The sequence below is a fragment of the Bradyrhizobium sp. Crot121 genome (assembly GCF_059512385.1).
Window position 1 is genome coordinate 95,395 of the sequence record NZ_JCAMOR010000025.1, and the last position, 20,563, is coordinate 115,957.

Sequence of the window (20,563 nt, forward strand, 5' to 3'; positions counted from 1 at the left end):
CCGCGGGGCTTTTTGTTGACGGACGGCGCGAGAACCGCATTCAATGCCCGCCGTGGGAGTTCCAAGAAACGCATCCACCACAGCATGATCCGGAAAAGTGGGAACCGGTTTTCCGAAAAGATCATGCTCAAACAAGAGATGAGATCATGATCCGATTCCGTCTAATCGGATCATGATCTCAAGGATGAAGGAAACGAATGACTGCCGTCCGCTTGCGATTGACTGCTCTTTCAGCCGTGCTCGTCCTGATCACCGCCAGCACCGGCGGTGCGCTCGCCCAGAAAAAGTACGATATCGGCGCCAGCGATACCGAGATCAAAATAGGCAACATCATGCCCTATAGCGGACCGGCTTCCGGCTATGGCGTGATCGGTAAGACCGAGGCGGCCTATTTCAACAAGGTCAACGCCGAGGGCGGCATCAACGGTCGCAAGATCGTTTTTCTCAGCTACGACGACGGCTACAACCCGTCGAAGACGGTGGAGCAGGCGCGCAAGCTCGTGGAGAGCGATAAAGTGCTTCTGATCTTCAACTCGCTCGGCACGGTCACCAACCTCGCGATCCAGAAATACATGAACGGCAAGGGAGTGCCGCAGCTCTTCGTCGCCTCCGGCGCCAGCAAGTGGGACCAGCCGAAAGAGTTTCCGTGGACCATGGGCTGGCAGCCGAACTACCAGAGCGAGGCGCGCATCTATGCCAAATACATCATGAAGGAGAGGCCGGACGGCAAGGTCGGCGTGCTCTATCAGAACGACGATTTCGGCAAGGACTACCTCAGAGGCTTGAGGGACGGATTCGGCGAGAAGGCGGCGATGATCGTCGCCGAAGAGAGCTACGAGACCTCAGAGCCGTCGATGGAGAGCCACATCGCCAAGCTGAAGGCCGCCGGCGTCGACGTCTTTATCAACGTCGCCATGCCGAGATTCGCAGCTCAGGCGATGAAGAACGTCGCGGAATTGAACTGGAAGCCGCTGCAGATCGTGTCCAATGTCTCCGCTTCCGTCGGCGGCGCGATGAAGCCGGCCGGCTTTGAGAATGTGCAGGGCGTCCTGTCGGCGGCCTATGCCAAGGATGGCGCCGACCCGCAATGGGACAACGATCCCGGCATGAAGCGCTTCTTCGCGTTCCTGCAGGAATATTATCCGGAAGCCGATCGGCGCGATGACGCGGCGGTCTATGGCTATGGCGCGGCGCAAACCATGGTGAAGGTGCTGCAGATGTGCGGCGACGATCTCACCCGCGCCAATATCATGAAGCAGGCCGCGAGCCTGAGGGAGTTTGCGCCCGACACGCTGCTGCCCGGCATCACCATCAACACATCGCCGACCGACTTCGCGCCCATCAAGCAACTGCAGATGATGCGCTTCAAGACAGACAAGTGGGAGTTGTTCGGCAGCATCATGAGCGGAGCGCTCGGGCATTGAGGGAGCCGCGGCGGCATCCGCCGTTTGCAGCCCCCCGCGACGCCATCGCGGGAGGCTTTTTGTTGCTGGGACCAGGTGGAAGGTATTCAATACCGGCAGGAGCCGGAAAAGTGCTGCCAAATCCAAAAAACATGAGACGTCCACCATGAGCCCAAGGAGATCCCAATGTCTGCCATCCATTTGCGGCTGGGGGCCCTTGCGGCCGCCGTCGCATTGCTGGCCGTGAGCAGCGGCCACGCGCTCGCCCAGAAGGCATACGACGTCGGCGCCACCGACACCGAGATCAAGATCGGCAACATCATGCCCTACAGCGGACCGGCCTCCGCCTATGGCGTGATCGGCAAGACGGAGGCGGCCTATTTCAACAAGATCAATGCAGAGGGCGGCATCAACGGCCGCAAGATCAACTTCATCTCCTATGACGACGCCTACTCTCCGCCGAAGACGGTGGAGCAGGCGCGCAAGCTGGTCGAGAGCGACGAGGTGCTCTTCATCTTTAATTCGCTTGGCACGCCGCCGAACTCGGCGATCCAGAAATACATGAACCAGAAGAAGGTGCCGCAGCTCTTCGTCGCCACCGGCGCCACCAAGTGGAACGATCCGAAAGATTTCCCCTGGACCATGGGCTGGCAGCCCAATTACCAGAGCGAGTCGATCATCTACGCCAGGTACATCCTGAAGAACCATCCGAATGCCAGGATCGCGGTGCTCTACCAGAACGATGATTACGGCAAGGACTACCTGAAAGGCTTCAAGGACGGCCTCGGCAGCAAGGCGGATTCGATGATCGTGATCGAGGAAAGCTACGAAGTCTCCGAGCCCTCCATCGACTCCCACATCGTCAAGCTGTGGTCGTCCGGGGCCGATGTGTTCTTCGACATCACCACGCCGAAATTCGCGGCGCAGGCGATCAAGAAAAACGCGGAGATCGGCTGGAAGCCGTTGCACTTCCTCAACAACGTCTCGTCCTCCGTGGGCAGCGTGCTCAAGCCGGCCGGCTTCGAGAACGCACAGGATATCATCTCGTCGAACTACCTGAAGGATCCGACCGATCCGCAGTGGAAGAACGATCCCGGCATGATCGCCTGGAACGAATTCCTCGATAAGTACTATCCTGAGGCCAATCGCTCCGACCTTTCGGTGATGTACGGCTACACGGTCGCGCAAGGCATGGTGCATGTGCTGAAGGCCTGCGGCGACAACCTGACTCGCGAGAACATCATGAAGCAGGCCGCCAGCATCCGCGACCTCGAGCTCGACGGGCTGTTGCCCGGCATCAAGGTGAATACGTCGCGGACCGATTTCGCGCCGCTGTCGCAACTGCAGCTCATGCAATTCAAGGGCGACACCTGGGAGCGCTTCGGCGACATCCTGAGCGGCGACGTCGGCGGCTGATCCTGATGTCATTTGCTTGAATCAGTCTATACGCGAGCTCATTCACCTCTCCCGCTTGCGGGGGAGGTCGCTGCGCCCTTGGCGCAGCGGGTGGGGGCTCTCTCCCCACGAAGAGTCCCATCGCGGAGACACCCTCACCCCAACCCTCTTCCGCAGGCGGGAGAGGGAGCGCTGTGTTCGTCGCGGATGCAATTCGGCCCGATCTCGTCGTGCTGCTGCGGCTTGCGTGCACATGGCTACTAAAGATGCAGCCCCTGTGGCTTTGCAGCAGGGGCTTTTTGTTGAGGCAATGTCGGCAAAATGGTAATCCATACGGTCAACACCAAGAGCTTTCGGATCAAGAAAGCCATGACACAGCATCAATGTCATCCAAGGGAGAGAGGCGGCATGTCCGTTATCAAAAAACTTGCGATTCTTTCGACAGCGTTCGGCTTGTTCGCGGCCACTGCCGGCACTGCTACGGCACAGAAGAAATACGACCCCGGCGGATCGGATACCGAGATCAAGGTCGGCAACATCATGCCCTACAGCGGACCGGCCTCCGCCTATGGCGTGATCGGACGCACCGAGGCCGCCTACTTCAAGAAGATCAACGACGCCGGCGGCATCAACGGCCGCAGAATCAATTTCGTCTCCTATGACGACGCCTATTCGCCACCGAAGGCGGTCGAGCAGGCGCGCAAGCTGGTCGAGAGCGACGAGGTGCTGCTCATCTTCAACTCGCTCGGCACGCCCTCGAACACCGCGATCCAGAAATACATGAACTCGAAGAAGGTGCCGCAGCTCTTCGTCGCCACCGGCGCCACCAAGTGGAACGACCCGCAGAACTTCCCGTGGACCATGGGCTGGCAGCCCAGCTACCAGAGTGAGACCCAGATCTACGCCAAGTACATCCTGAAGAACCATCCCGACGCCAAGATCGCGGTGCTCTTCCAGAACGACGACTACGGCAAGGACTATCTAAAGGGCCTGAGGGACGGGCTCGGCTCCAAGGCCGCGAGCATGATCGTGATGGAGGAGAGCTACGAGACCTCCGAGCCGTCGATCGATTCGCATCTGGTCAAGCTCAAGGCCACCGGCGCCGACATCTTCATCAATGTCACCACGCCGAAATTTGCCGCGCAGGCGATCAAGAAGAACGCCGAGATCGGCTGGAAGCCGCTGCACTTCCTCAACAACGTCTCGGCGTCCGTCGGCAGCGTGCTCAAGCCGGCCGGCTTCGAGAACGCCCAGGACATCATCTCCGCCGCCTACCTCAAGGACGCCTCCGACAAGCAGTGGGACAACGATCCCGGCATGAAGGAATTCTATGCCTTCATGGCCAAGGATTTTCCGGAAGGCGACAAGCTCGACGGCGGTACCGTGGTCGGCTACGGCGTGGCGCAGACGCTGGTTCAGGTGCTGAAGCAATGTGGCGACAACCTGACGCGCGAGAACGTCATGAAGCAGGCGGCGAGCCTGAAGGATTTCCGCACCGAAGTCCTGCTGCCCGGCATCAAGATCAACACCGGACCAAACGACTTTGCTCCGATCAGCTCGCTTCAGCTCATGAAGTTCAAGGGCGACAAGTGGGAACTGTTCGGCGACGTCATCAGCGCTGACGTCGGCGGGTAAAAGTCTCCCGCAGTTACCCAAGGTTAAGCACGCAAAGCTCCTGCGACACAGTCGCAGGGGCTTTTTGTTGCCAACATGATTTTCCGCGCTATCAATGCGATGCACCAGAATGGGAGCTTCTGCTCCGAAGGAGTCCTATGCCTATGTTGACCCGACGCCGCCTTGCAACCGCATTCCTCGGCTTTGCCGTAACCGCCACCACTGCCTCTGCCGCACTCGCGCAGAAGCAATATGACACCGGTGCGACGGACACCGAGATCAAGATCGGCAACATCGTGCCCTATAGCGGGCCGGCTTCGGCTTACGGCAGCGTCGGCAAGGCGATGGCTGCATTGTTCAAGAAGGTCAACGACGAGGGCGGCATCAACGGCCGCAAGATCAACTTCATCTCCTATGACGATGCCTATAGCCCGCCGAAGACGGTCGAGCAGGCACGCAAGCTGGTCGAAAGCGACGAGGTTCTGCTGGTGGTCGGCACGCTGGGCACCGCGCCCAACACTGCAATCCAGAAATACCTCAACAGCAAGAAAGTGCCGCAGCTCTTTGTCGCCACTGGCGCGACCAAGTGGAACGAGCCGAAGACCTTTCCCTGGACCATGGGCTGGCTGCCGAGCTACCAGAGCGAATCGCGCATCTACGCGAAATACCTGACGAAGGAGAAGCCGGGCGCCAAGGTGGCCGTGCTCTACCAGAACGACGATATGGGCAAGGACTATCTGAAGGGCCTGAAGGATGGGTTCGGCGCAGACGCCTCGCGGATCGTCCTGGAGGAGAGCTACGAGGTCTCGGAACCGACCATCGATTCGCACGTGGTGAAGATCAAATCGGCCAATCCCGACGTTCTGGTGCTTTACACCACGCCGAAGTTCGGTGCGCAGGCGATCAAGAAGCTCGGCGAGATGAGCTGGAAGCCGCTCACGATCATCTCCAACGTCAGCGCCTCGACCGCGGCCGTGATGAAGCCGGCGGGGGTTGAGAACGCGCAGGGCGTGATCTCGGCGACCTATGCCAAGGACGTTAGCGATCCCCAGTGGGCAGGCGATGCCGGCATCAAGGCGTTCGACGATCTGCTTGCGAAATATCTTCCCGAGATGAACCGCATCGACTCTTCGGCGATGACCGGTTACAACATTGCGACTACGATGGTAGAGGTGCTCCGTCGCTGCGGCGATAACCTGACCCGGGAGAACGTCATGAAGCAGGCGCAAAGCCTGAAGCAATTCGCGCAAGGCGGACTGTTACCGGGCGTGACGCTGACCACGAGCGCGACTGATTACATGCCGATCGAGCAGTTGCAATTGATGCAGTTCAAGGGTGAACGCTGGCAGTTGTTCGGCGAAGTCCTCAGCGGCGAGATCTCTGGCAACTGATGACGAACCGACGCCCTCTTCTGCGCGCGATCTTCGATGCGGCGGTAGCTGCCGCCCATCCGGACGTCGTGCTGGCGCCGCACTTCCGTCCGGTGCCGAAGGGGAGGGTGATCGTGCTTGCCGCGGGCAAGGGCGCCGCCGCCATGGCGGCGGCGGCCGAACGACACTATCTCGACGCGCTCGAGCTGGATCCGGCGCTGTTGGCGGGGATTGCAACTACCCGCCACGGCCATGGCGTGCCGACCCGCCGGATCAGGGTGGTCGAGGCTGGCCATCCCGTACCTGACGAAGCCGGGCTGAAAGCCGCCGACGATACGCTGCGGCTGGCGGCGACGGCGACCGCGGATGATCTCTTGCTGGTGTTGATCTCCGGCGGTGGCTCCGCCAATTGGATCGCGCCGGTGGACGGCGTCAGTTTTGCGCAGAAGCAGCAGGTGAACCGGGCGCTGCTCCGCTCGGGCGCGCCGATCGGCGAGATGAACATCGTGCGGAAACATCTGTCGCGCATCAAGGGCGGCCGCTTGGCGCGGGCCGGCCAGCGCGCCGAGATCGTGACGCTCGCGATATCCGACGTGCCGCATGACGATCCTTCCGCGATCGCATCCGGCCCCACGGTGGCAGATCCGACTACGCTTGCGGACGCACGCGCCATCGTCGCCAAATACAATCTAGCCATCGATGACTCCGTTCGCCGCGCGCTCGATGATCCTGGCAACGAAAGCTGCAAGCCGGGCGATCCCGCCTTTGCGCGCTCGACGTTCGAGTTGATCGCAAAGCCGAAGGCCTCGATCGAAGCCGCGGTCAAGGTTGCCCGCGAGGCCGGCTATGCGACCATCGATCTCGGCGCCGATCTCGAAGGCGAAGCGCGCGACGTCGCCGCCGCGCACGCGCAGCTCGCGCTGACGGCCCGCAGCGAGGGCAGGCGCGTCGCGATCCTGTCCGGCGGCGAACTGACCGTGACCGTGCGCGGCAATGGCCGCGGCGGCCCCAACCAGGAATACGCGCTCGCGCTCGCCGATCTGCTCAAGGGCATGACCGATGTCTCGGCGCTCGCCGCGGACACCGACGGCGCCGACGGCGGTGCCGGCAGCGCCAGCGACCCGGCCGGCGCCGTCATCGACCACTCTACGTTCGCGAAGATGAAATCGCAGGGCCTCGATCCCAGGGCCTATCTCGAGAACAACGACGCCAGCGGCTTCTTCGCTCAAACCGGCGATCTGCTTTTGACCGGCCCGACGCTGACCAACGTCAACGACGTCCGCGTCATCCTGGTGGACTGACGCCACGCTGCCGTCATTGCGAGCGAAGGGAAGCAATCCACGTCTCCGCTTGCGGCCCTATGGATTGCTTCGCTGCGCTCGCAATGACGTGGATAGCGCGGCGCACTCCAGCTCATCCCCTCACCCTGAGGAGGCCGCGCAGCGGTCGTCTCGAAGGGCGAGGCCACCGGCGGGGCCTCATCCTTTAAGACGCGGCGAAGACGCCGCTCCTCAGGATGACGATCTGGCAGAATCGTAGGATGGGTAGAGCGGAGCGAAACCCATCATTGGCGCGGCATGCTCCATCGCGATGGGTTTCGCTTCGCTCTACCCATCCTACGGCAGCTCCACCCTCAAAACTCGCGCGCGATCTTCGCCAGCATCTCCAGCAGCGCCGCGTGGTTCTCAGGTCCCAAGAGTTCGATCAGCCGCGCCTCGTGCTTGTTGGCGACGAGCTTCTTGGCGCGTGCCAGCACCGCGCGGCCCTTGTCGGTCAGCACGAGAATGTGCGAGCGGCGGTCGCTTGCCGAGCGCATGCGCGCGCAGAGTTCGCGGCTCTCCAGGGCGTCGAGCATCGCCACGAAATTCGGCCGCAGGATGCCGAGCGTACTCGCGATCTCGGTCTGGTTGCGGCCGGGATTCTGGTCGAGCAGCAAGAGCACCGAGAATTGTGCCGGCGTGAGTTGCAAAGGCGCGACGCAGCGCAGAAAATCCTCGAACACCCTGAGCTGCGCACGCTTCAGCGAATAGCCTAGCAGCCCCGACAGTTCCCCAAGCTGCAGCAGGCCATCGTCGCTCGAAGCATCAAGATCCTGCCCGGCGACGGGGCGGGATACCTTGGCGGCGTCGGCGGCGGTCTTGGGAACAGTCATCGCTCGAGGCTCGCAATCCCGGGAGTCGGGCTCTTGAGATTATATTCGATAATTGTTATTGATTATATCAAACGTCGGCAGCTTTCAACAGCCGACACCGGACGATCGAGCGCGGCGACGCGTCGATCGGCCCGCCGCGTGAGGGGGAGCGCTCGGCCTTGAACACGACGATCATGCTGTTCCTGCTGCAGGACGGCATCACCAACGGCGCCATCTACGCATTGCTGGGGCTGGCTCTGGTCCTGGTATTCGCGGTCACGCGCGTGATCCTGATCCCGCAGGGCGAATTCGTCACCTATGGCGCGCTGAGCTATGCCATGCTGGCGACCGGCCAGGTGCCGGGCACCGCGAAGCTCGCGGTCGCGATGGGACTGGTGGCGTTCGGCCTCGACCTGTTCTTTGCGCGGAAGTCGCTGCATGCGCGGCTGATCGCGCGGGCCGTCGCGGTCGACATCGTCTTTCCAGTCGCCGTCTGCCTGCTGACCTATGCGCTGGCCGGGCCGAAGACGCCGATTGCCGTCAACATCGCGCTTGCGCTTCTGATCGTGGCGGCGATCGGGCTGTTCCTCTACCGCATCGCGTTCCAGCCGATTGCGCATACGTCCGTGCTGGTGCTGTTGATCGCCTCCGTCGGCTGCCATCTCGCGCTGCAGGGCCTGGGTCTCGTCTTCTTCGGCGCCGAAGGCCTGCGCGGCCCGGCGCTCTCCAACGTCGCGCTGACAGCGGGCGCGCTCCGCTTCACCGGCCAGAGCCTTGCGGTCTACGGCCTCACCATTGGTTTCATCGTCGCGCTCTGGCTGTTCTTCGGCTACTCGCTGACCGGCAAGGCGCTGCGGGCCACCGCCGTCAATCGCCTCGGCGCCCGCCTCGTCGGTATCCGCACCACATTGTCCGGCCAGATCGCCTTCCTGCTGGCCTCGCTGATCGGCGCGATCTCGGGAATTTTGATCGTGCCGATCACGACGCTCTATTACGACACCGGCTTCCTGATCGGCCTCAAAGGCTTCATCGCGGCGATCATCGGCGGTCTCGTCAGCTATCCCTTGACGGCCGTCGCCGCCATTCTCGTCGGTGTCGTCGAGGCGTTCTCTTCGTTCTATGCCAGCAACTTCAAGGAAGTCATCGTCTTCACGCTGATCCTCCCCGTCCTGGTGCTGCGTTCGCCCGCGGCGCCCGCGGTCGAAGAAGAGAAGGATTGAGCGCGATGACGCAGCGATTGCCTCTCATCATCTTCGCCCTCGTGATGGCGCTGATCCCGCTGGTGCCGGGCATCCCGCCATTCTGGATCGTGCTGCTCGACAATATCGGCCTCGCCGCGCTGGTGGCGATGGGATTGGTGCTGCTCACCGGCGTCGGCGGGCTCACCTCGTTCGGGCAGGCGGCGTTCTGCGGCTTCGGCGCCTACACCACGGCGGTGTTGACGACCGCCTATGGCGTCTCGCCGTGGCTGACGCTGCCGGTCTCGCTCCTGGTCAGTGGCATCGCCGCGGTGCTGCTCGGCATCGTCACGGTGCGGCTGTCCGGCCACTATCTGCCGCTCGGCACCATCGCCTGGGGCATCGCGCTGTTCTACCTCTTCAGCAAGCTCGAATTCCTCGGCCGCAATGACGGCATCTCCGGCATCCCGCCGCTTGCGATCGGCTCCTACAAGATGCTGAGCCCCGGCACGATCTACTATGCGATCTGGATCGCGGTCTTGCTCTCAGCGGTGCTGACGTTGAACCTTTTGGATTCGCGCACCGGCCGCGCCATCCGCGCACTGCGCCGCGGCCACATCGCGGCCGAAGCCTTCGGCGTGCAGACGCCGCGCGCCAAGCTCTTGGTGTTCATCTACGCTGCGGTGCTGGCGGGCCTGTCCGGCTGGCTCTATGCGCATTTCCAGCGCGCCGCCAACCCGACGCCGTTCGGTCCGCAGGCCGGCATCGAATATCTCTTTATCGCCGTCGTCGGCGGCGCCGGCTATGTCTGGGGCGCGGTGCTCGGCGCCGGCATCGTCGTGATCCTGAAGGAAGTGCTGCAGAGCTATCTGCCTTACATCTTCGGCGGCCAGAGCCAGCTCGAGACCATCGTGTTCGGCATCCTCCTCGTGATGCTGCTGCAGCTCGCGCCATCCGGCGTCTGGCCGTGGCTGATGGCGCGATTGCCGTTCAAGGCGGTCCGCAGGACGGTGGACAATTCGCTGACGCTGCCGGCCCGGGAGCGTGCGCCGACGACGTCTGCCGTGCTCCTGCAGCTCGACAAGGCGCGCAAGCAGTTCGGCGGCGTCACCGCCGTCAACGATGTCAGCTTCGACGTCAGGGCCCGAGAGATCGTGGCGCTGATCGGCCCCAATGGCGCCGGCAAGAGCACGACCTTCAACCTGATCACGGGCGTCCTGACCGCAACCAGCGGCGCCATCTCCGTGCTCGGCAGGAAGGTCGAGAACGCGCCGCCGCAGGAGGTGGTCAAGCTCGGCGTTGCCCGCACCTTCCAGCACGTCAAGCTGGTGCCCGACATGACGGTGCTGGAGAATGTTGCGATCGGCGCCCATCTGCGCGGCGCGTCCGGCGCTGTCGCCAGCATGCTCCGCCTCGACCGCGCGGATGAAGCGCGGCTGCTCGCGGAAGCCGCACGGCAGATCGAGCGCGTCGGGCTCACCGACCAGATCGACCAGCTCGCGGGCTCGCTCTCGCTCGGCCAGCAGCGCATCGTGGAGATCGCCCGCGCGCTCTGCGTCGACCCGATGCTGCTGCTGCTCGATGAGCCCGCCGCGGGGCTGCGGCACATGGAGAAGCAGCGGCTCGCGGCGCTGCTGCGGCAATTGCGCGACGGCGGCATGTCGGTGCTGCTGGTCGAGCACGACATGGGTTTTGTCATGGACCTCGCCGACCGCATCGTCGTGCTCGATTTCGGCACCAAGATCGCGGAAGGCACGCCGGAGGCGATCAAGAAGAACCCCGAGGTCATCAAGGCCTATCTCGGAGCCGCGGCATGAGCGCGTTGTTGTCGGTGTCCGATGTGCATATCGCCTATGGCAAGGTCGAAGCCGTGCGCGGCGTCTCGCTCGAAGTTAACGAGAACGAGATCGTCACCATCATCGGCGCCAATGGGGCCGGGAAGACCACGCTGCTCAACGCCGTCATGGGCATCCTGCCGCTGAAGGGCCGCACCGCCTTCGCAGGCCGAGACATGGCCACGCTCGACATCGAGGACCGTGTTGCGGCGGGCCTCAGCCTCGTGCCGGAGCACCGCGAACTGTTCGCGACCATGAATGTCGAGGACAATCTGCAGCTCGGCGCATTCCGGGTCCCGAAGGCGACCGCGGCAAATTCGTTCAAGCGCGTCTACAGCCTGTTCCCGCGGCTGAGGGAGCGGCGCAAGCAGCTCGCCGGCACGCTTTCTGGCGGCGAGCAGCAGATGCTGGCGATGGGGCGGGCGCTGATGGGCGCTCCGAAACTCCTGATGCTGGACGAGCCGAGCCTGGGCCTCGCGCCGATCATTGTCGCCGACATCTTCCGCACCATCGGCGAGCTTCGCGCCGCCGGCGTGTCGGTGCTGCTGGTGGAGCAGAACGCCCAGGCCGCGCTACAGATCGCCGACCGCGCCTATGTGATGGAGCTCGGCGAGTTCGTGCTCAGCGGAGCGGCCCGCGACATCGCCAGCAACCAGCGCGTCGCCGCAAGCTATCTCGGCTTCCAGCATGAGGGCGAGAGCGCGGTTTGATCCACGCTCCCGCCCCGCATCGTCACATCGCCGGCACGTATTTGCCGTCTTTCACCGTGAGCAGGATCCGCGAGCGATCGTCGAGACCGTAGCGGTCCTTGTCGGTCCAGTTGTAGACGCCTTGCGTAGCGACGATTTCCTTCTCGCTCATCAGCGCCTGGCGGATGCCTTCGCGGAACTCCGGCGTGCCGGGCTTGCCGGCCTTCAGCGCGACCGGAATCACGCGCTTCAACACTTCGAAGGCGTCGTAGGAGTGGCCGGCAAACTGACTGCGGCTGTTGGCGCCATACTTCGCCTCATAGGCGGTGTTGAGCGTAAGCCCTGGCTTCTTGGTCAGCGCGCTGTCCGGCTGGCTCTCCGGCGACATCACCGGGCCCGATGCCATGATGACGCCCTCCGCCGCGGGACCGGCGATGCGGACGAAGTCCATGCTCGCGGCGCCGTGGGTCTGGTAGATCAGGCCCTTGTAGCCGCGCTCGCGCAACGCGGTCTGCGGCAGCGCCGCGGCAGTGCCGGAGGCACCGACCAGGATCGCGTCGGGATTGGCTGCGACGAGCTTCAGCACCTGGCCCGCGACCGAGGTATCGGGCCGGGCAAATCGCTCTTCGTCGACCATCTGCAGGCCCATCGGCACGCCTTGGGCCTTGAAGTCGTTGAACCAGAGGTCGCCGTAGGAATCGGAGTAGCCGATATAGCCGACGGTCTTGATGCCGTGCGCCTTCATGTGCTCGTACAAGACCTTGCCCATGATCGGGATCGACTGCGGCATGTCGACCGACCATTTCGCGCGCGCTTCGTTGATCGGAAACGGCGCCAGTCCGAAATGCGGGATGCCAGCCTCGTTGGCGACGGTGGAGACCGCGATCGAGGGCGGAGTGGTGGAGGAGCCCATGATGATGTCGGCCTTCGATTCCGTGATGAAGCGCCGCGCGTTGGTGGTAGCCGCGGTCGGATCGCCGCCGTCATCGAGCACGATCACCTTGAGCGGCACGCCGCCGATCTCCTTCGGCACGAAGTCCAGCGCGTTACGCTCGGGGATGCCGAGCGCCGCGGCAGGCCCCGTGGTCGAGATCGAGATACCGATGACGATCTCGTTATTCTGCGCGGATGCCGGCGTGCCCGGCAGCGCCAGCGCCGCAGCCAGCGCAGCGGCGGCGAGATAAGCCTTCCTCATTCATTCCTCCCTTTCAATTATTCTTGTCGGTGTAAGCAACTGGCAGGGCCAATCCAGCCCCTTCTTTAGGTCAATAGAACAGGGCACTCAAATCAGCCCTTCATGAAACGGTCAATGATCTCCTGCGGAAACGGCGCGGACTTCAATTTTGCGGGATCGTTCGGATCACGGCCGACGAGGACGCGGGTTTCGAAAGCTTCGATCGCCAGCGCCTCGCCCTTGAACACCTTGTGCGTCACTTCGAAACTCGAGCGCTTGATGCTTTCCACCCGCGTTTCAATTGTAATCCAGTCGCCGTGCGTCGACGGGATGTAAAACTTCGCCCGCGTGTCGACCATGGGAATGCCGACCAGGCCGTAGTTGCGGACGAGGTCCTGTTTCGAGAAGCCGGCCGCTTCGAACATGATCGAGGTCGAATCGTCGAACATCGCGAAATAGCGCGGGTAGTAGACGATGTTGGCGGGGTCGCAGTCGCCCCACTGGATCTGCACATCGCGCCGGTGCACGAACATGCGCTGGCCTCAGCGCGGCGCCATGCGAAGCGCGGCATCGAGCCGCACCACCTCGCCGTTGAGGTAGGGGTTGTCGATCATGTGCAGCGCCAGCGAAGCGAACTCGCCAGCGTCGCCGAGCCGGTGCGGGAACGGGATCGAGGCGGCGAGCGAATCCTGCGCTTCCTGCGGCAGACCTGCGAGCAGTGGCGTCAGGAACAGGCCGGGCGCGATCGCCAGCACACGGATGCCGAACTGCGCGAGCTCGCGCGCGATCGGCAGCGTCATGCCGACGATGCCGCCCTTGGAAGCCGAATAGGCCGCCTGGCCGATCTGGCCGTCATAGGCGGCAATCGACGCCGTCGAGATCACGACGCCGCGTTCGCCGGTTGGCAGCGGCTCGAGCTTTGCCATCGCCGCGGTCGCAAGCCGCAGCATGTTGAAGGAGCCGAGCAGGTTGACCTTGATCACCTTGTCGAAATCGCCGAGCGGCATCGGGCCGTCACGCCCGATCACGCGCTTTGCCACGCCGATGCCGGCGCAGTTGACCAGGATGCGCGCCGGGCCATGCGCTGTCGCAGCCTGCGCGACCGCGGCTTCCGCTGAGGCCGCATCCGACACGTCGCAGATCACGGCAACGCCGCCGATCTCGGCCGCGACGCTTTCGGCAAGCTTTGCGTTGAGGTCGCACACTGCAACCTTGGCACCCTGCGCGGCGAGCCGGCGCGCGGTCGCGGCGCCCAGTCCCGATGCACCACCGGTGACGATGGCGGCCTGATCCTTCAACTGCATGATCTTCTCCCTTATAAAACTCAGCTCAATGGGATGACGTGCGCAGGCGGCACATCGGCATAAAGCGCCTCGATCAGCGCTGCGCGATGCTCCAGCACCGCGCGCTGATTGACCGAACCCTTGTCGGTGACCTCGCCGCGATCGATCGATAGCGGCGCATCGAGCAGGATCGCGCGGGTGATCCGGGTCGACGATCCGGTAGCGCTGGCGAGGAAGCGGGCGAAGCGCTCGCGGAAAGCGGCGCGGACCAGGGAATCGGACGCCGCCGCCGCGATATCGTTGGCTGACAGCGCCGGGTTGATGACGCGGCAGCCGTCGAGATCCAGGATCACGATGGCGGAAATCTCGTCGCGGTTGATGCCGGCGATGACGACGTCGCGCACCAGCGGCGCGCAGGTCGCGATGAAGCGCGCGCGGAGCGGGCCGACGCTGACCCAGGTGCCGCTGGCGAGCTTGAAATCCTCGGCGATGCGGCCATCGAAATCGAAGCCGGCATCAAGATCATCCGCTTTGGCCGGCTTCAGCGCATCGCCGAACTTGTAGAAGCCCTCTTCGTCGAAGGCGGCGGCGGTCAATTCGGGCTGGCGCCAATAGCCCGGTGTGACGTTCGGCCCCTTGGCGCGCACTTCGAGCTTGCCGTTGTTCGGCAACAGCTTGGCTTCGTTGCCTGATACGGGCAGGCCGACATGGCCGGAGCGGCTGGTGTCGGGTCGCACCGACATGAAGAACGGCGCGGTCTCGGTGGCGCCGAGCCCGGTCAGCATCGGCACACGGAAGCCGGTCTCGCGGACCGCAAGCTCGTCGAGGCTGTTCCAGACATAGGGCGACAGCGCCGCGCCCGAGAAGAACATCGCGTGCAGGCGGCCGAAGAACTTCGCGCGCAGGTTCGCATCGTCGCGCAGATAGGGCAGCAGCGATTCATAGCCCTTGGGCACGTTGAAATAGACCGTCGGCGAAATCTCGCGGAGGTTCTTCACGGTGTCCTCGATGCCGCCGGGCATCGGCTTGCCCTCATCGAGATACATCGAGCCGCCGTTGAACAGCGTCAGCCCGATATTGTGGTTGCCGCCAAAGGTGTGATTCCAGGGCAGCCAGTCGACGATGACAGGCGGCTCGTCCTTCAGGAACGCCAATGTCTCGCGCAACATCACCTGGTTCGCGCAGAGCATGCGCTGGGTGTTGATGACGGCCTTGGGGTTGCCGGTCGAGCCGGAAGTCAGCAGGAATTTCGCGATCGTGTCCGGCGTGATGGCTTGGTGTGTCGCGTCGAGCAGCGGATGCTCCGGCGTGGCCAGCAGCTCGGAAAGTCTGGTCACGACCCGGCCGGGAAGGTCGCCGCGCGTGGCGACGATCTCGGTCTCTGGCGCTACATTCGCGGACAGCGCTGCGGCGAACTTGCCGGCGTCATCGGCGAAGACAAGGCCGGGCGTCAGCAGCTTGATGACAAAACCGAGCTTGCCGAAATCGCGTGACACCAGTGAATAGGCCGGCGACACCGGGCAGAACGGCACGCCGGCATAGAGCGCGCCGAACGCGAGCAGCGCGTGGTCAATCGAATTGCCGGAGAGGATCACAAGCGGCTTTTCCGCCAACAGGCCGCGCGCGATCAGAGCGGAGGCGATATGCCTCGCGGCATCGAGCAGCTCAGCGTAAGTGATCTCGCGCCAAGCGCCGCCTGTTGCCCGCTCGGCCATGAACACGCGGTGTGGCTCGGTGGCGGCCCAGTGATGCAGCCGATCGGTGATGCGCTGCGGATAATCGAGGAGCTTGCTGCGTGGGCGAAGATAGATCGTGCCATCGTCGCGGCGCTCGATGATAACAGCGGGATTGCCGAACGATATCGCGCGCAGCGGATGCGCGGCGACGTCTGTAACTAGCGCTGACATGTCGGCTCTCGCGCTCATCTCAGGTCGGCTTCACTTTCGCGGTCTTGTGCTCGAGGAATTCGCGGATCCGGCGTTTCGCCTCCTTGTCGCTCTGCGCCACCGTCGCCATCAGCGATTCCATCAACAGCCCGGTCTGCGGATTGGCTTCGGCGATCATCGGCAGCGCCTGCAGCACCGCAAAATTGGTCAGCGGCGCATTCCCGGCGATACGCTCGGCAAGCTCGATCGCCTTCGGCAATGCGCCGCCCGCGTCCGTCAGATATTGTGCGAAGCCGTAGGCCGCGCCTTCGGTCGCGGAATAGACGCGTCCCGTCAGCATCATATCGATCATGCGGGGCACGCCGATCAGGCGCGGCAGCCGCACCGATCCGCCGCCGCCGACAAAGATGCCGCGTTGGCCTTCGGGCAGTGCGAAATAGGCTGACGGTTCGGCGACGCGGATATGCGCGGCGCAGGCAAGCTCCAGCCCGCCGCCGATCACGGCGCCCCTCAGTGCGGCGATCACGGGCACGCGGCTGTACTGGATGCGGTCGAACACCCGGTGCCACATCTGTGAATGCTGCAGGCCTTCGGTCGCGTCGCGCTCGGAGAGTTCGGAGAGATCGAGGCCGGAGGAGAAATGGTCGCCGATGCCGTGGACGACGATGGCACCGACGCCATCGGGGATGTCGGAAAAGCAATCCTGGATCGCCAGCATGATGCCGTCGTTCAGCGCATTGCGCTTGGCCGGCCGGTTGAGGCCCACGGTCAGGACCGCGCCGTTATTCTCGATTGTCAGTAGCGCCGCGCGATCCTCGCTCGCGGCGGAGTCGGCGTTTCCCATGGCCTTATTGTTTCCTTCCCAGAATAGTTATACCTTATAACGATTGGCCCGGGAGTCAATACGATGCGTCATCGCGAGCGAGCCCCGTAGGATGGGTAGAGCGCAGCGAAACCCATCGCGATGGAGCAAGCTGCGGATGATGGGTTTCGCTGCGCTCTACCCATCCTACGATTTCATCCCTGCCTTCGGCGGGACGACCCAAGCGTGATGCGGCAGAGCGAATCCCACCACGATACCGGCGGCGATTGCGACAGGATTTCGCAATCATCGATCTGTATTGAGAAGAGCATATCTCCGCCTCAATCGGTCGTGCATCTGGCGCTCGTCAGCATTGCCGTCAGAAACAGGACTGTCAGATGGTCGTACATCGCCTGCTACCGAATCTGCTCCGACGGCGGATGCGGAATTTGTCCGGTCGCGCCAGGTTGCAGGGTGTGGCGGCGTTGGCCGCGGCCTGCCTGATGTCTGGCTGCGCCACGGTGGCGCTGGATGAGGGCGGGTCGCTGACATCGTATAGTCAGCTCCAACCCTCCGACGGCGTGGTCACGAAGTCGAAGCTCTATGTGCGTGAACAAGAGGTGCTGGCGGCACGCACCGTGCGGATCGTCCCCGCGACGATTGCCGAGAAGGCAAGGGTGGAGGGGATCACGGATCAGGAGCGAAGATTGGTCGCCAATGTGATCGATCGCTCCCTTTGCGCCGGCCTCAGCGAACGCTTCACCGTGGTCGCCGCGAACGACGACGCGGATATCACGGTTCATTCGCGGATCACGCAGATGACGCCGACCGACGAGAAGGCGGTGGCGGCATCGAAAGGGGCATCCGTTGCCAAGACCGTGCTGCTGCCCGGCGTGCCGGTGCCGGTTCCGCGCATTCCCATTGGCCTTGGCTCACTGTCGGTCGAAGCGGAAGCGAGGGCGCGCGACGGCAAGCAGGAAGGCGCCATGGTCTGGGGGCGCGGCGCGAATGCCCTCTCCGGTTCGGCGCGTGTGTCTCCGTCGGGCGATGCCTACGAATTGGCGAGTGCGTTCGGCGACGATTTCAGCCGCATGCTGGTCACCGGCAAGACACCCTTCGGAGGGCTCGGGAAACCACCTTCCATGGATCGCATCCAGTCATGGGCGGGTGGCGCGCCGAAATATGCGGCGTGCGAAGCATTCGGCCGCGAGCCGGGCATCGCGGGCCTGGTCGGAGGAGCGATCGGCGTACCGCCGGATTGGAACGACAAGGTGCCCGACGCGAGCACCACGACTGCGCAGGCTCAGTAGAAATCTTAGGGCGGATTAGCGTCCCGAACTCCGCTACATCAACTAGCGCAGGTGAAAAGCGTAATCCGCCGTTTCCTTGCGACCAAGCCGGTGGGTTACGCCTCCGCCTTCGCTCTTTGAGCTTCGGCGGACGCTAACCCACCCTACCAACCGTCACCTCGCCGCCGAGGCACGGCCTTCGCCGTCGATCTGGCGGCCCATGATCGCGATCGCCTTCTGATAGACGCCGGCGGCATTCCAGGCTTCGATCGCCGCGAAGTTGGGTTCGCCGGGCTGGTAGCCGGCGCCGGCGCGCCAGCCGTGGGCCTTAAGGAAGTTGGCGGTCGAGTTGAGCGCGTTGGCGGCCACGTCGAGATTACCGGTGCCATAGGCCAGGATGTTCTTCGGCATGAATTGGGTCTGGCCGACCTCGCCATGCATGGATCCGCGTGTGCTTGCCGACAGCACGCCCCGGTCGACCAGCTTCAGCGCCGCGTAGAGCTGATCGGTGAAGAACTCGGGTCGGCGGCAGTCATAGGCAAGAGTGGCGATTGAGGACAGCATGTTCTGATTGCCGCGCTGGCTTCCAAAGCCGGTCTCCATGCCCCAGATCGCGATCAGCGGCCCGGGTGGGACGCCGTAGTGCTGCTCGATCGAGGCGAACAGCGCTGCGTGGGATTGCTTGAGCGATCGTCCGCGCGCGACGATGGTCGAGGCGCCGCGCTTGGCGAGAAACTGGTCGAGCGACAGGCCAAAGCTGCGCTGGCCGCGATCGGCGGCGATGGTCGCGCTGGCATAGTGCGTCTGCATCAAGGCGGCGACACCGGCTTGTCCGATGCCCTTGCCACTCGCCTCGCGGGCGAATTCCGCCTTCCAGGCCTCGAAACCGCCGGGACCGTTACCGCATTGCGCCGCCTTCGCGCTTGTGCCGAAAGGCGCCAGCGTCGCAAAGGCGATGAGGGCGGCGGTTGCAAGTTTCCTGGTCATCTCGAACTCCGTTGGTCGGCAGACATGATTTAAGCATAAATTGGGTGGACGCATAAATCGCATAACAATCGGGCGAAATCCGCACCGGGGAGGAAATCATGAAAAGGCTCATCGCCGCGGCCGTGGCTGCTGGCCTCGTTCTCGAAATGGCACATGCTGCGCCATTGCCCGAAGCCAAGCCTGATGACGTCGGATTCTCGGAACAGGGCCTTGCCCGGCTGGACGATTTCTTCGCCCGCGAGATTGCGGCGAAACGGGTGCCCGGCGCCGTGGTCGCGATCGCCCGGGACGGCAAGCTCGTGCTCTACAAAGCCTACGGCCAGCTCGACCCGGCCAAGGGCACGCCGATGTCGCTCGATGCCGTCTTCGCGCTGGCGTCCATGACCAAGCCGCTTGCGGCGGTCGCCGGGCTGACACTGATGGAGCAGGGCCGCCTGCCGCTGCAGGCCAGCCTCGCCAACTATTATCCGGCCTTTGCCGACATGAAGGTCGGCGTTCCGCAGGTGGACGGTTCACTGAAGATGGAAGCGCAGGCTTCGCCGATCACCATTCATGACCTCTATCGCCACACCTCCGGCCTGATGTATGGCGGTCGGCCGGACAGCGCGAGCCCGCTCGCGCGCCTCTATCCTGACGGCACGGCGCCCGCAGTCGAGGGCGATACGCAGGCCTTCATCGATCGCATCACGAAGCTGCCGCTGGTACACCAGCCGGGGACGGAATTCGAATATGGCTTCTCGATCGACGTGCTGGGCGCGGTGATCGAAAAAGTCACCTCGCAGCGGCTCGGCGATTATCTGGCTGCGAATGTGTGGCAGCCGCTCGGCATGAAGGACGCCACGTTCCATCCGTCGGAGGGCCAGCGCGACCGTCTCGCCCGACCGTTTCCGAATGACCCGCTGACGGGCAGGCCGCAGAGCATCAGGCTGCTCGACACGCCGACCAAGTTCGACTGCGGCGGCGCCTGCGCGTTTGCCACCGTCGGCGACTATCTCCGCTTCGGCCAGATGCTGCTCAATGGTGGGGAGCTCGAGGGAAAACGCATTCTCGGGCCCAAGACGGTGCATCACATGACCTCCAACCACCTCGGGCCCGAGATCAAGAACAACGTCGCGAACGTGGAGCCGCATCGCGGCGGCTTCAGTTTCGGTCTCGGGGTGGCGGTGCGAACGAGCGAAGGTCTGTCAGCGGTCCCCGGCAACCCCGGCGAGTTCACCTGGAATGGCGCCTATGGCACGCAGTTCTTCTGCGACCCGAAGGAGCGCCTGGTTGTGGTGGTCGGAACGGCGGCGCCGGGCGAGCTCCGAAAGTATTACCGCGAGCAGGTCCAGGACATCGTCTACGGCGCCACGGTGCGGTGAGGCGCGCCGGCGGTTGCCCCTCCGTCATTCCGGCTATCTAATGCACACATCTTTGTTGCGAAGATCGGCGAAGACTGATTCCCTGGCGAGAGGCGGTCTTGTGGAGAGCGGTCGTATGTCGATGGAGGTGGGGCTGGGGCGATTTGGCGATCGTCGCCTGGAAAAA

17 protein-coding genes are annotated in these 20,563 nt (G+C 63.7%); 10 read left to right on the forward strand and 7 right to left on the reverse strand.

Annotation, left to right across the window (positions count from 1 at the left end):
• The first annotated feature begins 197 nt into the window (after positions 1-197).
• From AC5ZGW_RS22285 to AC5ZGW_RS22305, 5 genes are all read left to right on the forward strand, one after another.
• Complete coding sequence (locus AC5ZGW_RS22285; protein WP_130226611.1) at positions 198-1,424, forward strand: ABC transporter substrate-binding protein; 1,227 nt, start codon at positions 198-200, stop codon at positions 1,422-1,424.
• 165 nt (positions 1,425-1,589) lie between these two features.
• Complete coding sequence (locus AC5ZGW_RS22290) at positions 1,590-2,819, forward strand: ABC transporter substrate-binding protein (RefSeq protein ID WP_130226610.1); 1,230 nt, start codon at positions 1,590-1,592, stop codon at positions 2,817-2,819.
• A 387-nt stretch (positions 2,820-3,206) separates the two neighbouring features.
• Positions 3,207-4,433, forward strand: a complete 1,227-nt coding sequence (locus AC5ZGW_RS22295; protein WP_130226609.1) for an ABC transporter substrate-binding protein — start codon at positions 3,207-3,209, stop codon at positions 4,431-4,433.
• A 137-nt stretch (positions 4,434-4,570) separates the two neighbouring features.
• Positions 4,571-5,803 carry an ABC transporter substrate-binding protein gene (locus tag AC5ZGW_RS22300; RefSeq protein WP_130226608.1) on the forward strand — a complete coding sequence of 411 codons (1,233 nt, stop codon included), beginning with the start codon at positions 4,571-4,573 and terminating at the stop codon, positions 5,801-5,803.
• Complete coding sequence (locus AC5ZGW_RS22305) at positions 5,803-7,083, forward strand: glycerate kinase type-2 family protein (protein WP_463327353.1); 1,281 nt, start codon at positions 5,803-5,805, stop codon at positions 7,081-7,083. Before AC5ZGW_RS22300 ends, AC5ZGW_RS22305 begins: the two co-directional genes overlap by 1 nt.
• Before the next feature lie 332 nt (positions 7,084-7,415).
• Here AC5ZGW_RS22305 and AC5ZGW_RS22310 read toward each other — a convergent pair whose 3' ends face one another.
• On the reverse strand, positions 7,416-7,934 hold the full coding sequence (locus tag AC5ZGW_RS22310; RefSeq protein ID WP_130229914.1) for a MarR family winged helix-turn-helix transcriptional regulator: 519 nt from the start codon (positions 7,932-7,934) through the stop codon (positions 7,416-7,418).
• A gap of 158 nt (positions 7,935-8,092) precedes the next feature.
• Here AC5ZGW_RS22310 and AC5ZGW_RS22315 point away from each other — a divergent pair, with 158 nt between their 5' ends.
• Genes AC5ZGW_RS22315 through AC5ZGW_RS22325 form a run of 3 tightly spaced genes read left to right on the forward strand, consistent with a single transcriptional unit; the run spans position 8,093 to position 11,636 of the window.
• Complete coding sequence (locus AC5ZGW_RS22315; protein WP_165435577.1) at positions 8,093-9,133, forward strand: branched-chain amino acid ABC transporter permease; 1,041 nt, start codon at positions 8,093-8,095, stop codon at positions 9,131-9,133.
• A 5-nt stretch (positions 9,134-9,138) separates the two neighbouring features.
• Positions 9,139-10,908 (forward strand): branched-chain amino acid ABC transporter ATP-binding protein/permease, encoded by a 1,770-nt coding sequence (locus AC5ZGW_RS22320; RefSeq protein ID WP_130229915.1) that lies wholly within the window; start codon positions 9,139-9,141, stop codon positions 10,906-10,908.
• Complete coding sequence (locus AC5ZGW_RS22325; protein WP_130229916.1) at positions 10,905-11,636, forward strand: ABC transporter ATP-binding protein; 732 nt, start codon at positions 10,905-10,907, stop codon at positions 11,634-11,636. Before AC5ZGW_RS22320 ends, AC5ZGW_RS22325 begins: the two co-directional genes overlap by 4 nt.
• A gap of 22 nt (positions 11,637-11,658) precedes the next feature.
• Here the strand turns inward: AC5ZGW_RS22325 and AC5ZGW_RS22330 are convergent, their stop codons facing one another.
• The 5 genes from AC5ZGW_RS22330 to AC5ZGW_RS22350 form a co-directional block, all read right to left on the reverse strand.
• A complete protein-coding gene (locus AC5ZGW_RS22330) occupies positions 11,659-12,810 on the reverse strand; it encodes an ABC transporter substrate-binding protein (RefSeq protein ID WP_130229917.1) in 1,152 nt (383 codons plus the stop codon).
• 92 nt (positions 12,811-12,902) lie between these two features.
• Entirely contained in the window at positions 12,903-13,322 is a 420-nt protein-coding gene (locus tag AC5ZGW_RS22335; protein WP_130229918.1) for an acyl-CoA thioesterase, read from the reverse strand.
• A 9-nt stretch (positions 13,323-13,331) separates the two neighbouring features.
• Positions 13,332-14,093, reverse strand: coding sequence for an SDR family NAD(P)-dependent oxidoreductase (locus AC5ZGW_RS22340; protein ID WP_130229919.1), 762 nt, complete (start codon positions 14,091-14,093; stop codon positions 13,332-13,334).
• Between the two features lie 20 nt (positions 14,094-14,113).
• The gene (locus AC5ZGW_RS22345; RefSeq protein WP_496113960.1) at positions 14,114-15,979 is read right to left on the reverse strand and encodes a feruloyl-CoA synthase; all 1,866 of its coding nucleotides are present in this window, start codon (positions 15,977-15,979) and stop codon (positions 14,114-14,116) included.
• Between the two features lie 19 nt (positions 15,980-15,998).
• The gene (locus AC5ZGW_RS22350; protein WP_130229921.1) at positions 15,999-16,802 is read right to left on the reverse strand and encodes a crotonase/enoyl-CoA hydratase family protein; all 804 of its coding nucleotides are present in this window, start codon (positions 16,800-16,802) and stop codon (positions 15,999-16,001) included.
• A gap of 356 nt (positions 16,803-17,158) precedes the next feature.
• On the opposite strand from AC5ZGW_RS22350, the gene AC5ZGW_RS22355 reads away from it, so the two are divergent.
• Complete coding sequence (locus AC5ZGW_RS22355) at positions 17,159-18,070, forward strand: DUF3313 domain-containing protein (protein ID WP_245475078.1); 912 nt, start codon at positions 17,159-17,161, stop codon at positions 18,068-18,070.
• 153 nt (positions 18,071-18,223) lie between these two features.
• Here the strand turns inward: AC5ZGW_RS22355 and AC5ZGW_RS22360 are convergent, their stop codons facing one another.
• Positions 18,224-19,036 (reverse strand): lytic murein transglycosylase, encoded by an 813-nt coding sequence (locus AC5ZGW_RS22360; RefSeq protein WP_028168223.1) that lies wholly within the window; start codon positions 19,034-19,036, stop codon positions 18,224-18,226.
• 98 nt (positions 19,037-19,134) lie between these two features.
• Here AC5ZGW_RS22360 and AC5ZGW_RS22365 point away from each other — a divergent pair, with 98 nt between their 5' ends.
• The gene (locus tag AC5ZGW_RS22365; RefSeq protein ID WP_130229922.1) at positions 19,135-20,397 is read left to right on the forward strand and encodes a serine hydrolase domain-containing protein; all 1,263 of its coding nucleotides are present in this window, start codon (positions 19,135-19,137) and stop codon (positions 20,395-20,397) included.
• Positions 20,398-20,563 lie beyond the last annotated feature (166 nt).

What these genes read in the sequence shown, in the direction of transcription:
- AC5ZGW_RS22285 (WP_130226611.1), top strand. Translation starts at nt 198, where the DNA reads ATGACTGCCGTCCGCTTGCGATTGACTGCTCTTTCAGCCGTGCTCGTC.
- AC5ZGW_RS22290 (WP_130226610.1), top strand. Translation starts at nt 1,590, where the DNA reads ATGTCTGCCATCCATTTGCGGCTGGGGGCCCTTGCGGCCGCCGTCGCA.
- AC5ZGW_RS22295 (WP_130226609.1), top strand. Translation starts at nt 3,207, where the DNA reads ATGTCCGTTATCAAAAAACTTGCGATTCTTTCGACAGCGTTCGGCTTG.
- AC5ZGW_RS22300 (WP_130226608.1), top strand. Translation starts at nt 4,571, where the DNA reads ATGCCTATGTTGACCCGACGCCGCCTTGCAACCGCATTCCTCGGCTTT.
- AC5ZGW_RS22305 (WP_463327353.1), top strand. Translation starts at nt 5,803, where the DNA reads ATGACGAACCGACGCCCTCTTCTGCGCGCGATCTTCGATGCGGCGGTA.
- AC5ZGW_RS22310 (WP_130229914.1), bottom strand. Translation starts at nt 7,934, where the DNA reads ATGACTGTTCCCAAGACCGCCGCCGACGCCGCCAAGGTATCCCGCCCC.
- AC5ZGW_RS22320 (WP_130229915.1), top strand. Translation starts at nt 9,139, where the DNA reads ATGACGCAGCGATTGCCTCTCATCATCTTCGCCCTCGTGATGGCGCTG.
- AC5ZGW_RS22325 (WP_130229916.1), top strand. Translation starts at nt 10,905, where the DNA reads ATGAGCGCGTTGTTGTCGGTGTCCGATGTGCATATCGCCTATGGCAAG.
- AC5ZGW_RS22330 (WP_130229917.1), bottom strand. Translation starts at nt 12,810, where the DNA reads ATGAGGAAGGCTTATCTCGCCGCCGCTGCGCTGGCTGCGGCGCTGGCG.
- AC5ZGW_RS22335 (WP_130229918.1), bottom strand. Translation starts at nt 13,322, where the DNA reads ATGTTCGTGCACCGGCGCGATGTGCAGATCCAGTGGGGCGACTGCGAC.
- AC5ZGW_RS22340 (WP_130229919.1), bottom strand. Translation starts at nt 14,093, where the DNA reads ATGCAGTTGAAGGATCAGGCCGCCATCGTCACCGGTGGTGCATCGGGA.
- AC5ZGW_RS22345 (WP_496113960.1), bottom strand. Translation starts at nt 15,979, where the DNA reads ATGTCAGCGCTAGTTACAGACGTCGCCGCGCATCCGCTGCGCGCGATA.
- AC5ZGW_RS22350 (WP_130229921.1), bottom strand. Translation starts at nt 16,802, where the DNA reads ATGGGAAACGCCGACTCCGCCGCGAGCGAGGATCGCGCGGCGCTACTG.
- AC5ZGW_RS22355 (WP_245475078.1), top strand. Translation starts at nt 17,159, where the DNA reads ATGGTCGTACATCGCCTGCTACCGAATCTGCTCCGACGGCGGATGCGG.
- AC5ZGW_RS22360 (WP_028168223.1), bottom strand. Translation starts at nt 19,036, where the DNA reads ATGACCAGGAAACTTGCAACCGCCGCCCTCATCGCCTTTGCGACGCTG.
- AC5ZGW_RS22365 (WP_130229922.1), top strand. Translation starts at nt 19,135, where the DNA reads ATGAAAAGGCTCATCGCCGCGGCCGTGGCTGCTGGCCTCGTTCTCGAA.